General features: G+C 37.4%; 16 protein-coding genes and 1 riboswitch. Of the genes, 9 read left to right on the forward strand and 7 right to left on the reverse strand.

What is annotated here, in order from left to right:
- Positions 1–2: 2 nt before the first annotated feature.
- Positions 3–1109, reverse strand: a complete 1107-nt coding sequence (locus tag BKO01S_RS02605) for a methionine biosynthesis PLP-dependent protein (RefSeq protein WP_066048182.1) — start codon at positions 1107–1109, stop codon at positions 3–5.
- Positions 1110–1188: 79 nt separating this feature from the next.
- Positions 1189–1292, reverse strand: a riboswitch (SAM riboswitch).
- A gap of 165 nt (positions 1293–1457) precedes the next feature.
- Between BKO01S_RS02605 and BKO01S_RS02610 the strand changes: the two genes are divergently transcribed.
- A complete protein-coding gene (locus BKO01S_RS02610) occupies positions 1458–1694 on the forward strand; it encodes a hypothetical protein (protein ID WP_066048185.1) in 237 nt (78 codons plus the stop codon).
- Positions 1695–1768: 74 nt separating this feature from the next.
- Here BKO01S_RS02610 and sda read toward each other — a convergent pair whose 3' ends face one another.
- Positions 1769–1903, reverse strand: coding sequence for a sporulation histidine kinase inhibitor Sda (sda, locus tag BKO01S_RS02615; RefSeq protein WP_066048189.1), 135 nt, complete (start codon positions 1901–1903; stop codon positions 1769–1771).
- 188 nt (positions 1904–2091) lie between these two features.
- On the opposite strand from sda, the gene BKO01S_RS02620 reads away from it, so the two are divergent.
- The 5 genes from BKO01S_RS02620 (at position 2092) to crcB (ending at position 4338) form a co-directional block, all read left to right on the forward strand.
- Complete coding sequence (locus tag BKO01S_RS02620; protein WP_066048192.1) at positions 2092–2943, forward strand: gamma-glutamylcyclotransferase family protein; 852 nt, start codon at positions 2092–2094, stop codon at positions 2941–2943.
- A gap of 93 nt (positions 2944–3036) precedes the next feature.
- Complete coding sequence (locus tag BKO01S_RS02625; RefSeq protein WP_066048195.1) at positions 3037–3270, forward strand: hypothetical protein; 234 nt, start codon at positions 3037–3039, stop codon at positions 3268–3270.
- 48 nt (positions 3271–3318) lie between these two features.
- Positions 3319–3522: a DUF6501 family protein gene (locus BKO01S_RS02630; protein WP_066048200.1), complete on the forward strand. Its 204-nt coding sequence runs from the start codon at positions 3319–3321 to the stop codon at positions 3520–3522.
- Between the two features lie 85 nt (positions 3523–3607).
- Entirely contained in the window at positions 3608–3994 is a 387-nt protein-coding gene (locus tag BKO01S_RS02635) for a fluoride efflux transporter FluC (protein ID WP_066048204.1), read from the forward strand.
- On the forward strand, positions 3991–4338 hold the full coding sequence (gene crcB / locus BKO01S_RS02640) for a fluoride efflux transporter CrcB (protein ID WP_066048205.1): 348 nt from the start codon (positions 3991–3993) through the stop codon (positions 4336–4338). The genes BKO01S_RS02635 and crcB overlap by 4 nt, the downstream gene beginning before the upstream one ends.
- 38 nt (positions 4339–4376) lie before the next feature.
- On the opposite strand, the gene yidC is transcribed toward crcB, so the two are convergent.
- Positions 4377–5075 carry a membrane protein insertase YidC gene (gene yidC, locus BKO01S_RS02645; RefSeq protein WP_066048206.1) on the reverse strand — a complete coding sequence of 233 codons (699 nt, stop codon included), beginning with the start codon at positions 5073–5075 and terminating at the stop codon, positions 4377–4379.
- Between the two features lie 26 nt (positions 5076–5101).
- The gene (locus BKO01S_RS02650) at positions 5102–5392 is read right to left on the reverse strand and encodes a hypothetical protein (protein ID WP_066048209.1); all 291 of its coding nucleotides are present in this window, start codon (positions 5390–5392) and stop codon (positions 5102–5104) included.
- A gap of 178 nt (positions 5393–5570) precedes the next feature.
- Between BKO01S_RS02650 and BKO01S_RS02655 the strand changes: the two genes are divergently transcribed.
- Entirely contained in the window at positions 5571–7040 is a 1470-nt protein-coding gene (locus tag BKO01S_RS02655; RefSeq protein WP_066048212.1) for a nicotinate phosphoribosyltransferase, read from the forward strand.
- Between the two features lie 36 nt (positions 7041–7076).
- Complete coding sequence (gene nadE / locus BKO01S_RS02660; protein WP_066049513.1) at positions 7077–7877, forward strand: NAD(+) synthase; 801 nt, start codon at positions 7077–7079, stop codon at positions 7875–7877.
- A 33-nt stretch (positions 7878–7910) separates the two neighbouring features.
- On the opposite strand, the gene pflA is transcribed toward nadE, so the two are convergent.
- From pflA to BKO01S_RS02675, 3 genes are all read right to left on the reverse strand, one after another.
- Positions 7911–8651: a pyruvate formate-lyase-activating protein gene (gene pflA / locus BKO01S_RS02665; protein WP_066048213.1), complete on the reverse strand. Its 741-nt coding sequence runs from the start codon at positions 8649–8651 to the stop codon at positions 7911–7913.
- 62 nt (positions 8652–8713) lie between these two features.
- Positions 8714–10939 carry a formate C-acetyltransferase gene (gene pflB / locus BKO01S_RS02670; protein ID WP_066048216.1) on the reverse strand — a complete coding sequence of 742 codons (2226 nt, stop codon included), beginning with the start codon at positions 10937–10939 and terminating at the stop codon, positions 8714–8716.
- 350 nt (positions 10940–11289) lie between these two features.
- A complete protein-coding gene (locus tag BKO01S_RS02675) occupies positions 11290–11742 on the reverse strand; it encodes a cupredoxin domain-containing protein (RefSeq protein WP_066048220.1) in 453 nt (150 codons plus the stop codon).
- 232 nt (positions 11743–11974) lie between these two features.
- Between BKO01S_RS02675 and BKO01S_RS02680 the strand changes: the two genes are divergently transcribed.
- Positions 11975–13141 (forward strand): D-alanyl-D-alanine carboxypeptidase family protein, encoded by a 1167-nt coding sequence (locus BKO01S_RS02680; protein ID WP_066048223.1) that lies wholly within the window; start codon positions 11975–11977, stop codon positions 13139–13141.
- Positions 13142–13164: the final 23 nt, after the last annotated feature.

A 13164-nucleotide genomic window follows, 5' to 3' on the forward strand; every position in this document is an offset into this window, starting at 1 on the left:
CCTTACGCCTCCGAATCTAACCGAGAAAGAGCTTGGTCAATATCTTTAATTAAATCCTCTACATCCTCAATACCTACTGAAAAACGTAGAAGTCGATTACAAACACCAATGGAAAAACGAATGTCTTCCGGAATATCCGCGTGTGTTTGTGTAGCAGGGTATGTAATAAAGCTTTCTACTCCCCCGAGGCTTTCTGCAAACGTAACAAGCTTAAGATTTTGTAAAAATGAATTGACCCATTCTTCCTTTTTTATACGGAAGGAAAGCATTCCACCCCGTCCAGGGTAAAGAACATCTATCACATTTTCATGTTTCTTTAAAAAGCTTGCTAGTTCTCTAGCATTTTTTTCATGCTGTTTCATTCTAAGTGCAAGGGTCTTCATCCCGCGAATAAGTAACCAAGAGTCGAATGGACTTAACACAGCTCCAATGGAATTGTGATGGAATCCTAGCTGTTCACAAACCTCTTTTCCTTTTCCGACGATTAATCCTGCTAATACATCATTGTGTCCACCAAGGTATTTAGTGGCACTGTGAATGACAATATCTGCCCCTAGTTCAATTGGTCTTTGAAGCAATGGGGTATAAAACGTATTGTCCACAATTAATAGAATGTTGTATTTTTTAGCGAGTTCAGAGACCGCCTTAATATCCGTTTCTTCCATTAATGGATTAGTAGGTGTTTCAATGAAAATGGCTTTTGTTTTTTCAGTAATGGCTTGTTCAATAATGGCTACGTCATGTGTTTGAACATACGTACTTGATAGTCCCCATTTTTTAAATCCTTGTTCTAGGATTCGATAGGTTCCACCGTATAAGTCTCTTGATACGATCCACTCATCACCGGATTCAAAGAGTGCAAGAATAGTAGTAATTGCAGCCATCCCCGAACTACAAGCAAACCCTTGATCTCCGCCTTCTAGATCAGCAATGGCGGCCTCAACAAGCTTTCTTGTCGGATTACCTGTACGAATATAATCGAAGCCAGTCGATTGACCAATTCCTTCGTGTCGATAAGCTGTAGAAAAGTAAACAGGTGGGTTTACCGTCCCGGTTTGTGTTTCACTTCTATTCCCAATTTGTGCAACTTTTGTTTCGTTTTTATACATTGTAGTCTCTCCCAACATCCTTATAATAAAAAAAAGCCTTCTCTCTAAGAAGAAGACTTTGTGGTTACATGAGCCATTCTTCTTATCTTCCAAGTAAAATACTTGCTGGAATTAGCACCTTTTCAAAAATTGATGGTTGCTGAGGCTTCATAGGGCCAGACCCTCGACCTCTCTTGATAAGAAATCAAAACATTTAATTTTTTCTAACTTTACTACAGTAAATCGCTAAGTGTCAATCTTTTTTACAAATTAACGACAATTTTGTTCACAATTTCCTAAAATTTACTATATGAATATTCAGAAGATTTAATATATAATTGGTTTGAGAACAAAAGTGGAGGGAAATTCATGCAAACGAAAAGCAGATGTCATCATCGTTATATGTTGAGTGAAGATGCCTTTTTTGTTACCGAAGATGGAATTAAATTGTTTATATCAGGTGAGAGTAATCAAAATCATCATGTATGTGGCCATGTGGATTTTCCTCTTGAATCGAGAGAAATAAATGAATCAATCCAAAAGGAGAAACGATTATCGAGTCAAGCATCGCAACAACTTTATTTACACATGTTGGAATTACTATAGACGGGGAAACCCGTCTTGTTTATTTTCATAAGATAAATAACAACCACCGGCATATTATAGCCGGTGGTTGGTTCCTACGATTTTATGGTCGGTTTTAAATTCCTCTTCTCGATTTCCTTTTTCAAAAACTTCGCCCATTCCTTATCCTCATTTGACTTTAATGCATTCCGATACGAGACAACTAACATTTCATTACTCATTATCTTCATTTGCAAGCCTCCTTAAATGGACTGAATTTTCTAGCTTTTTACTATTGTATCGATTTTTATCCCATTTGAAAACCCAAAACGGCGTATTTATTGGCACAAAATTATTAATATTCTGTTACAGAATTTACACTTAATGGTTTTTTTTCGTGATAAGATATTGTAAATAGTTTGATTTATGGGGGAGTAGCATGGATACGATTACACTTTTTGTTTACGGCACATTACGGCGTCACGAAAGTAATCACGGGTTATTGAAGAAAGCTTCCTGTCTTGCTGAACAGGCATGGGTAAACGGTGAGCTTTTTGATACAGGTTACGGCGATCCTACCCTTGAACTAAATGAGTCCGGTAAGGTGTATGGGGAGTTATATCTAGTTAGTAAGGACCTATTACCTCAGCTGGATGCTTTAGAGGATTATGAAGAAGGTAGAGAAACCAACTTGTACGATAGAACAATGGTTACCGTACATACAGATGAAGGCACTAAAAGAGCACTTGTGTATGTGAATGTTGATGAAACGAGTAAGGGAGAAAAAATAATTCACGGAGATTGGAAGTTACATAGATTCATGACAAATCGTCCCGAGCAAATATACTACTTTGCCTATGGTTCATGTATGGATGATGAACGATTCCGAAAAGCAGGAGTGGATCATTGTTTTAAAAACCTGGTAGGTGCTGCCATATTAAAGGGGTACTCGATGAAATACTTATTCAGAATAAGCGATGGTGGGAGAGCGGATATTGTAGAAGATGGTGGTGTAACCGAGGGATTGGTTTATTTAACCTCATATGAAGGGGTGGAATATTTATTTACTAGAGAGGGTTTTTATGGTGGATGGTATCGTCCTACCTTTATAGATGTGGACATCAATGGGGAAAGGGTCAATGATGTTCTAACTTTCCATGTGTATAATAAGATGCCAGAATTGTCACCGCCAGACCATTATTCTACCGAGATTCTTAGAGGCGCAAAAGGAAGGGTAAGTGAGCAATACTATCAGTTTTTACTAATGGAACTTGATCGGCTAAAAAAATAAATCATAATTGAATTTTTCAAGTACACTGGTTTAATACGAGTATCTTTTGTGGTAAACACTTCATATCACCAACTTAAGAAAGTGGGTCAGAATATGAGTGGAAATCGCGAAAATGGCTATTATGAGCTGGTGTATAATAATCAACAATATAAATATCTAGAGTTTATTAGATTAGATACGATATGTGAAATTAGTTATATAACTTTAAAGAATATCTTAACAGGTGAATTTTTTACCTTCGAAGAAAATAAAGTTCGAAAAGTGACAAAAAGAAATTTTCGTATTAGACCTATTAAGAAGCATTTTTTAGAAAAAGTTGCTAAGTAGTTACTTCCTTTCTATAATAAGATAGATAATGTAAAGGGAGTGACTGAAGTGATTCATCTAAAATGGTCAGAGTCGGAAACAATTAAAAAGGTAACTTGTGTTCACACAAAAGCTGAAAAATATATTGTCGATCATAAATTAACACCAGGAAATATGTACGAAGTAAAAAATGAAACAGAAGAATTTTACTTTATTATAGATAATAGCGGGAAAGTCGGCGGGTATTATAAGGATTATTTCAAAGAAGCTTAAACTAAAGTAAGACTACATAATACTGTTAGCATGGTAGCTAACAGTATTTTCTTTTATTCATTTTTTTTATAATAGGGTGAAGTTTATGAGGTTGTTATTTGTTGGAATTGGTGGCTCAATAGGAAGTATGTTGAGATATGTTGTATACCACAGTATGTTAGGATTCAATGGTACATGGTTCCCGTTTTTAGGAACTTTGTTTGCCAATTTGTTAGGAGCGTTTGCGCTTGGTTGGTTTACTTCGAGATTGATACTATCGAAGAAGCTTCCTGATGATTTAGCAGCAGCAATTGGTACTGGGGGAATTGGCTCCTTTACGACTTTCTCCACCTTAAGTGTGGAGTTAAGCTCTCTTTTACAGGAGGGACAATATTTTTTAGCGATAAGTTATGTTTTTATGAGTATGATGGGCGGACTATTCTGCGCGTTTGGTGGTTTTCGATTAGGACAGAGAAGGGTGGTTGCTTCATGAATCTAGTTCTAATTGCTGTAGGTGGGTTTATCGGTGCAAATGTTAGATATATCATTGGTCTACTTGCTAAAAAGTACATAAAAATCCCTATTCCTATCGGGACACTTTTTATTAATGCAATCGGTTCGTTTCTTTTAGGTTTGTTAGTAGGAAAAGGGATAAGGGGGGACGAGTATTCCTTTTTAGGTGTTGGCTTTATGGGTGCTTTTACTACATTCTCAACATTTAAGCTAGAACTGGTACAGCTTTGGGAAACGAAAGAAAAAAATGCATTCATTCTGTATCTGGTATTAAGTTACGGATTAGGTATCGTCCTTGCTATGTTTGGCTTTTTATTAGCATAAAAAAGGTCTGCCCTTTAAAAAAGAGCAGACCTTTTTGTTTATGCTTTTTCTGTATTAGCTGTTAGAGATGGTGCAGGTGTTTGATATAATTTTTTTCCTATCAGTGTTTGTATAATTAGGAATGTCCCTCCAACCGCCCAGTAAAGAGGGAGGGCGGCGGGTGCGTTGAATGAAAACATAACAATCATTATAGGAGAAAGAAGTCCCATGAACTTCATTTGCTGTTGTTGTTGACCAGTCATGTTAGACATGGACACTTTAAACTGCAAATAATAGACGATACCAGCTATAGCAGTAATCCATATATCGGACTGTCCAAGGTTAAACCATAAAAAAGAGTGAGTTGCAATTTCATGAGATCCACGAATAGCGTAGTAAAAACCCATTAGAATGGGCATTTGAATTAACATAGGTAAGCAACCCATTGCTAACGGATTTACTCCATGCTTTTGATATAAACCCATCATCTCTTGCTGTAATTTTTGTTGCTCGCTTTTGTCTTTTGTTTTTTTAATTTTTGATTGAATCATGTCTAATTCGGGTTTTAGAGCGTCCATTTTTCCCTTCATCTGTTGCTGGTTCTTGTATTGCTTTAGCATTAGCGGCATTAGAAGAAGGCGAATAACTAATGTTAGAAATATAATGGATAAGCCGAAGCTTCCGTTAAAAAGCATGGCAATACCATGGATGGCGTTTGAGAATGTATGAACAAAAACTGTTTGAAAAAAATCACTCATTTAACTTTCCTCCGTATCATTTTGTTTTATCTGGCTGAAGGAGGAAAGACACTATCTGTATCATCACTGCCTGCTACTTTTCGTCTAATGTACGTGAATATCCAGACGAGTGCAGGGTGTAGTTGGTGAGAGTAAGTTCGCGCATGAACAATTTTTCTATGTTCCGAGCTTAAATCGGTTGAGGAACAAACCGTATCAAGAAAGTGGAACTCGATGTTCCAAATCCAAACCAATCGAAGAATTAGGCTGATTACGACAGACGCATAAATGGTATACAGTGTTGAAAAATTCGTTAAGTCAAAAAGAATCTCATCCATCGAAAGCACCTCACTTCTTTTGAATGTTTTCCTTATTAGTATAGTAAACCATAAACTCATGTGCAAATACGAAGATAATAAGGATTTATTTTGACATTTTGTCTAAAATCGTGACATTTAAAGGTAGTTTCGCTATGATAAGTTAAAATGCATTTTTGAAGTTAAGGAGATTTTAGTAATGAAACGTGACTATCCAGACGATAGCTTGACCTTACATACGGATTTGTACCAAATCAATATGGCAGAAACTTATTGGGAGGATGGGATTCACACCAAGAAAGCGGTATTTGATTTATATTTCCGAAATTTGCCTTTTGGGAATGGCTACGCTATTTTTGCAGGCTTAGAACGGGTAATTGACTACATAAAAAGCTTTCGGTTTACTGATAGCGATATTGAATACTTAAGAGAAGTTGCCCATTATAAGGAAGACTTTCTTGATTATTTAAAAACGTTAACCTTTACAGGGAATATCCGCTCCATGGTCGAAGGGGAAATTGCTTTTGGGAATGAGCCCTTATTAAGAGTTGAAGCCCCATTAGCTGAGGCACAGTTAATTGAAACCGCATTGTTAAATATAATAAACTACCAAACGTTAATTGCGACGAAGGCATCAAGGATTAAACAGGTGATAGGTGATGGCGTTGGAATGGAGTTTGGTACGAGAAGGGCACAAGAAATGGATGCCGCTATTTGGGGGACGAGAGCCGCATTTATTGGAGGTTTCCAAGCTACCTCTAATGTTCGAGCAGGAAAGATGTTTGGAATTCCTGTGGCAGGTACACATGCTCATTCTTTGGTCCAAGCATATAAGGATGAGTATACTGCGTTTCACAAATATGCTCGACGGCACAAAGACTGTGTGTTTTTAGTAGATACATACGATACATTAAGATCAGGTGTACCAAATGCAATAAAGGTCGCTAAGGAACTTGGTGATAAAATTAATTTTCTAGGTATACGTCTTGATAGTGGAGACCTTGCATATCTCTCAAAAAAAGCTCGTGAAATGCTAGACGAAGCTGGATTTACGGAAACGAAAATTATTGCCTCAAACGATTTAGATGAGTACACCATCATCAACTTAAAAGCCCAAGGAGCTATGATTGATACGTGGGGAGTAGGTACAAAGCTAATCACTGCTTATGACCAAGCTGCGTTAGGTGCCGTATATAAACTCGTAGCGATCGAAGGGGAAAATGGAGAGCTCGTTGACACAATTAAGATTAGTGGAAATCCTGAAAAGGTATCTACCCCTGGCCTAAAGCGGGTGTACCGGATTATTAATAATGAAAACCATAAGTCAGAAGGCGATTATATTACGATGGATGAAGAGCATCCAGAAGCTGAGTCTAGAATTAAAATGTTCCACCCTATCCACACCTATATCAGTAAGTTTATTACAAATTTCACCGCCAAGGACCTTCATGAGGATATCTTTGTAAACGGAAAGCTTGTGTATGAAGTGCCTAGTCTGCAACAAATGCAAAATTACGTAAAAGAAAATCTCCAAGTGTTGTGGGAGGAATATACAAGAGCACTAAACCCAGAGGAATACCCAGTGGATTTGAGTCAAAAATGTTGGGATAACAAAATGAGAAATATAGAAGAAGTTAAGGTGAATATAAAATCTCAGAATATTAGATAAGGAGGAGAAGCGTTGAGAAACATTCAAAGTCTTATTATGAATGAGTTACATGTGAAGCCTTATATTGATGCTCGCCAAGAGGTGAACGATCGTATTGCTTTTTTAAAGGCATATGTGAAGAAAACAAATGCTAAAGGGTTAGTATTGGGAATCAGTGGGGGACAAGACAGTACGTTAGCTGGTCGATTGTCGCAGTTAGCTGTTGAAGAGCTTAGACAAGAAGGCTATGAATGTAAATTTATTGCTGTTCGTTTACCTTATGGGATTCAACAAGATGAAGAAGATGCACAACATTCCCTAAAGTTCATACAACCGGATGAGGAATTTGTTTTTAATATTAAGGAAGCAGTAGACGCAGTAAAGTTTGAATATGATCAAAAAACGGTAGGAGAACCGTTACGAGACTATCATAAAGGGAACGTCAAAGCGAGAATGCGAATGATTGCACAATATGCAATCGGAGGGCAGGAAGGCTTACTTGTCGTTGGTACAGATCATGCAGCTGAAGCTGTTACAGGTTTTTTCACAAAGTATGGAGACGGGGGAGCAGACTTGCTTCCATTGTCTGGTCTGTCGAAAAGACAAGGTAGAGAGCTGCTGAAGGCGCTCGGTGCAAATGAACGGCTTTATTTAAAAGTCCCAACAGCTGATTTATTAGATCAAAAGCCTGGTCAAGCTGATGAGACGGAACTCGGAATTACGTACGAGGAGCTAGATGATTTTCTTGAAGGAAAAGAAGTGGCAAACGAGGTAGCAGAAAAGATTGAACAGCGATATCTCATAACAGAACATAAAAGACGACCGCCGACAACGATGTTTGATGATTGGTGGAAATAAAAAAGAGGGGGAGCAAAATAGCTCCCCCTTTCATTATGCATATTTTACTGTAGCGGTTAGAAGCTCAAGAGCTTCTTGGGCTTCTTCATCGCTTGGTGGTTGAATACCTTTTAGTGGATACTCCATTCCAAGAGCTTCCCATTTATATACTCCAAGCTCATGATACGGAAGAACTTCAACCTTTTTAACATTCGAAAGGCTACCGATGAATTCCCCAAGTTTTTTAAGATCGTCACTATCATTTGAAATGGTTGGTACAAGAACATGACGAATCCAAACAGGAACATTTTGTGCAGATAAGAATTGTGCAAATTCTAAGATATGTTCATTAGCCATACCAGTTAAGGAGATATGCTTCTTTCGATCAATATGCTTAATATCAAGTAAAATTAAATCAGTGTATTGCAACAATTCCTTAAGATTAGCTTGAAAGTGTTCTGCATGTGAGAAACAGCCACCGGAAGAATCAATGGTTGTATGAATCCCCAGCTTTTTACACTCTTTAAATAGTTCAATTAAGAAGGGAATTTGTAGGAGTGGTTCTCCACCGCTAACAGTAATTCCACCACCTGATGATTCAATGAAAGGCAGATATGTTTTTAAATCATCGATGATTTCGGAAACAGACATCTGTTTTCCAGTTCCGATTTCCCAAGTATCCGCATTATGACAAAATTGGCAACGAAGCAAGCAGCCTTGTGTAAATACGACATAGCGAATTCCAGGTCCGTCTACTGTCCCAAATGTTTCGATTGAATGAATGTTTCCGTTCATGATGAAAAACTCCTCTCATTTATCAGGTAGGGAGATAAATGTCATCTTCCTACAAAAGGTTTTTATAGTGAACCATGGAATGTTCTGTTAATAACATCCATTTGTTGTTCTCTTGTTAACTTAATAAAGTTAACTGCGTAACCAGATACACGAATCGTTAATTGTGGATATTCTTCTGGGTGCTCCATTGCATCAAGTAGTGTTTCACGGTTAAAAACGTTAACGTTTAAGTGATGTCCTTGCTTAACTGAATAGCCATCAAGAATACTTACTAAGTTATTTTCGCGGCTGTCGTCATCCTTACCTAATGCTTTCGGTACAATCGAGAAGGTATTGGAAATACCATCCAAAGAGTAGGCATATGGTAGTTTAGCAACAGATGCGAGGGAAGCTAGAGTTCCTTTTGTATCGCGTCCGTGCATTGGGTTTGCACCAGGTGCAAAAGGTTCACCAGCACGACGACCATCAGGTGTATTTCCTGTTTTCTTACCATACACAACGTTAGAAGTGATCGTTAAAATAGACATGGTAGTCATAGAGTTTCTATAAGTTTCGTGCTTTTGAAGCTTTTTCATGAAACGCTCCACTAGATCAACAGCGATGCTGTCTACACGATCATCGTTGTTTCCGTATTTAGGGAAGTCTCCTTCAATTTCGAAGTCAACAGCAATTCCGTTTTCGTCACGAATTGGACGAACTTGAGCATATTTAATGGCACTTAATGAGTCAGCAACAACACTAAGTCCTGCAATACCAGTTGCCATTGTACGAAGGATATTAGTATCATGTAGAGCCATCTCGATTCTCTCATAGCTGTACTTATCGTGCATGTAGTGAATAATATTTAGTGTGTTAATGTAAAGACCAGCTAACCAATCCATTGTAGAGTCAAATTTCGCCATAACCTCTTCATAATCTAGTACATCAGAAGTGATAGGGGAGAACTCAGGTGCTACTTGAAGCTTGTGTTTTTCGTCTTTTCCACCATTGATTGCATATAGAAGTGCTTTTGCAAGGTTAGCACGAGCACCAAAGAACTGCATTTGCTTACCGATTTCCATTGCTGATACGCAACATGCAATACCGTAATCGTCACCCCATTCTGGGCGCATGATATCGTCGTTTTCGTATTGAATAGAACTTGTTTCAATTGACATTTTTGCACAGAACTTTTTAAATCCTTCTGGAAGACGAGTAGACCAAAGTACTGTTAAGTTTGGTTCTGGAGCTGGACCAAGGTTTGTAAGAGTGTGCAAGAAACGGAAAGAGTTTTTCGTTACTAAAGCACGTCCGTCATTTGCTACACCACCGATTGATTCAGTTACCCAGGTAGGGTCTCCACTAAATAGCTCGTTATAATCAGGAGTACGAGCAAATTTTACAAGACGAAGCTTCATTACGAAATGGTCAACCAATTCTTGTGCTTCTTGCTCGGTAAGAACACCGTTTTCTAAATCTCTCTCGATATAAATATCTAAGAAAGTTGAAACACGTCCAAGGCTCATTGCTGCACCGTTTTGTTCTTTAATAGCTGCCAAGTATCCGAAGTATAACCATTGGAATGCTTCAGTAGCTGTAGTAGCCGGTTTAGAAATATCAAAGCCATAGCTAGCAGCTAATTTCTTTAATTCGTTAAGGGCACGGACCTGCTCTGACAATTCTTCACGAAGCTGGATAACGGTTTCCTTCATTACTGGAGTTGTACTAGCAAGATCTTTTTTCTTTTCTTGAATCAAGAAGTCTACGCCGTATAAAGCAATGCGTCGGTAGTCACCGATAATACGACCACGGCCGTATGCATCTGGTAAACCAGTAATGATACCAACTTTACGTGCCATTTTCATTTCATCAGTGTAAGCATCGAATACACCTTGGTTATGTGTTTTACGGTAGTCAGTAAAGATTTTTTCAACTTCTTTATTTAATTCAAAACCATAAGATTCGCAAGATTGTTGTGCCATGCGAATTCCGCCATAAGGCTGTAGTGAACGTTTGAATGGTTTGTCAGTTTGAACACCAACAACTTTTTCTAAATCTTGATTTAAGTACCCTGCACCATGAGAAACAATAGAAGAAACGATTTCTGTGTCCATATCAAGAACGCCACCGTTTTCTCTTTCTTGCTTCGTTAAATCCATTACTTGATCCCATAATTTGGTTGTTGCCTCAGTAGGACCTGCAAGGAAGGAATCATTTCCTTCGTACGTTTTAAAGTTTCTTAGAATAAAGTCTCTAACGTTTACTTCTTTTCTCCAAGTACCTTCTGAAAAGCCTTTCCACTGTTCCATTTGAGTCCACCTCTTAGTAAATGTTTATATAACAGATGATACAAATACATCATACTTGAAGTATAACAGATAATTAGTGAAATACATCACATATTCAAGGTGACATTTTGACAATGTTATGAACATTAGGTTTGTCAAAGGCTCGTTATGTGAAGGAAGGGTGAATATAATGAAACTGTACTATAATGAAATTAAGGGATGTTAGACCTGTTATACAAAAAGTTATTATTAATAACACTATTGTAACGTGATAAATCACTTAACGGTTGATTAGGTTATGGAGATATTTTGACAGTTTGACGCGAAAAAAGACAATCGTGTGTTTATTCACACGATTGTCTACTAGTTAGTTAATTTACAACAATATAGGCTGTCATCGGTCCGTTTGAATCTGAATCATGGTGGGTGAGGCAAACCAATCGATATACACCCTTCTTTTGAAACTGAAGATCGAGTTCGGTTTCTTCTCCTTGAAGGATCTTACCGCTAATATTTGTTCCCTCGATAATAAACGGATGATTGGTACCGTTTATGCCCATAATCTTTAATTTTACCTTCTCGCCCTTTTGAAGAAAGATAGTCCCTGGATCAAAGCGGTACGCTTCTATTTCTTTCCCATCTTTTGTTGTTGCTTCAAACTCACCAGTGACTAAATGTATTTCTCTAGTTGAATCATTGACAGATGTTTGGACAACCGCTTCGCTACCCATGTTTAAATAAATCCAAAGGGAGGCTGAGAAAACCATAACTAACAGAAGAAGTGAAAATATAACAGAACGTTTTTTAACAAATAGAAATTGCATGGTACCCCTCCAAAAATTTATTTCTACTAAATTATATGCATCAGGGTGAGGGAAACTTGTCTATACTTTTTCTATGAATGTAAATGACGACCTTAGTATGGGTGTTTTCGTTATAAAGCACGAAATTATACCTAGTTTTTCAATTTCGTAACAAATGTTTAAATAATAAGTTTACATGCTATTTTTTTGGTACAATCGAAAAGGACTGAATTCAAACAAGGTGTGTGCATACATGATAAAAAAACTATCTTTTATTTTCTGCTCTATTCTCGCTATAAGTACCAATCAAGTATTTGCTGAACAAATGGACGAGCTATCCATCATAAGCGATTCGGTAATATTGATGGATTCACAATCCAATGCGGTCCTCTATTCTAAAAATGAGCATGAACGCATGTATCCTGCAAGTTTAACAAAAATAGCAACTGCCATTTACGCAATCGAAACCGCAAAAATAGATGAAATGGTTAAAGTAAGTGGTGAAGCTATTGAGGTTGAAGGAACAAGAGTATATTTGAATGAGGGAGAAGAAGTTCCTCTAAAGAAATTGATTCAAGGTATGCTTATTAATTCAGGAAATGATGCTGCTGCCGCTATTGCCCTTCATATGGATGGGAGCATGGAGAAATACGAAATAGATATCAATGAATTTCTAAAAGAAAAAATAGGGGTGAAAGATACTCATTTCACGAATCCACATGGACTCTTTGATGAAAACCATTATACAACTGCCTATGATCTTGGTCTAATCACGAATTACGCATTAAAAAATGAAACATTTAAAGATATTTTCGGAACAAAAGAGTTGCCTTGGGATGGTCAATCATGGGATACCACTTTGTATACCCATCATTTACTCTTAAAGGGAGAAATTCCATTTGAAGGCATATCGGGAGGGAAAACTGGCTTTGTAAATGAATCAAGGCAAACGTTGGCAACGACGGCTTCCAATGGTCAAATTGAATTAACGGTCATTGGGTTAGGGGCAACATATAAACGTGATATTTATAATGATACAATTAATTTGCTAAGTTATGGATTTTCGAAATTCAAAACTTCAACGGTCCCTTTGAATACAGCGTTTCAGAATGAGAGCGATAAGTTTGTTTTAACGGAACCATTATATATTACAGAACCTCTTGTAGGAGCTGCAGTTATGGATGTAACAAATGAGGGAGAGTTAGCTGTATTTGATTCCATGAATAATGAGATTCAAACCATTTCTTTAACTAAATATAAGCAAAAATCTGTGGAGGAAAAGTCTTCTGTTATAGGAGAAACTACATCAAGTGATAACTCCATGCCAATTATGAAGAAAGCAATAACAATTGGATTAGGATTCGTGTTCATCGGAGCAATAGTAAGAATATGGAAAAGAAGAATGTTAATAAAGGGGTGAAAAATAGCCATGAGTTTCTCTCA

The organism is Robertmurraya korlensis NBRC 107688 (assembly GCF_001591645.1).
Taxonomy (GTDB): domain Bacteria; phylum Bacillota; class Bacilli; order Bacillales; family Cytobacillaceae; genus Robertmurraya_A.

Excerpts from the sequence above, each read along its gene's own strand:
- BKO01S_RS02625 (WP_066048195.1), top strand. The coding sequence starts at position 3,037 with ATGAGTGGAAATCGCGAAAATGGCTATTATGAGCTGGTGTATAATAAT.
- crcB (WP_066048205.1), top strand. The coding sequence starts at position 3,991 with ATGAATCTAGTTCTAATTGCTGTAGGTGGGTTTATCGGTGCAAATGTT.
- sda (WP_066048189.1), bottom strand. The coding sequence starts at position 1,903 with ATGAAGATAATGAGTAATGAAATGTTAGTTGTCTCGTATCGGAATGCA.
- yidC (WP_066048206.1), bottom strand. The coding sequence starts at position 5,075 with ATGAGTGATTTTTTTCAAACAGTTTTTGTTCATACATTCTCAAACGCC.
- BKO01S_RS02675 (WP_066048220.1), bottom strand. The coding sequence starts at position 11,742 with ATGCAATTTCTATTTGTTAAAAAACGTTCTGTTATATTTTCACTTCTT.
- BKO01S_RS02620 (WP_066048192.1), top strand. The coding sequence starts at position 2,092 with ATGGATACGATTACACTTTTTGTTTACGGCACATTACGGCGTCACGAA.
- BKO01S_RS02650 (WP_066048209.1), bottom strand. The coding sequence starts at position 5,392 with ATGGATGAGATTCTTTTTGACTTAACGAATTTTTCAACACTGTATACC.
- BKO01S_RS02610 (WP_066048185.1), top strand. The coding sequence starts at position 1,458 with ATGCAAACGAAAAGCAGATGTCATCATCGTTATATGTTGAGTGAAGAT.
- BKO01S_RS02635 (WP_066048204.1), top strand. The coding sequence starts at position 3,608 with ATGAGGTTGTTATTTGTTGGAATTGGTGGCTCAATAGGAAGTATGTTG.
- nadE (WP_066049513.1), top strand. The coding sequence starts at position 7,077 with ATGAATGAGTTACATGTGAAGCCTTATATTGATGCTCGCCAAGAGGTG.
- BKO01S_RS02680 (WP_066048223.1), top strand. The coding sequence starts at position 11,975 with ATGATAAAAAAACTATCTTTTATTTTCTGCTCTATTCTCGCTATAAGT.
- BKO01S_RS02655 (WP_066048212.1), top strand. The coding sequence starts at position 5,571 with ATGAAACGTGACTATCCAGACGATAGCTTGACCTTACATACGGATTTG.
- pflA (WP_066048213.1), bottom strand. The coding sequence starts at position 8,651 with ATGAACGGAAACATTCATTCAATCGAAACATTTGGGACAGTAGACGGA.
- BKO01S_RS02605 (WP_066048182.1), bottom strand. The coding sequence starts at position 1,109 with ATGTATAAAAACGAAACAAAAGTTGCACAAATTGGGAATAGAAGTGAA.
- pflB (WP_066048216.1), bottom strand. The coding sequence starts at position 10,939 with ATGGAACAGTGGAAAGGCTTTTCAGAAGGTACTTGGAGAAAAGAAGTA.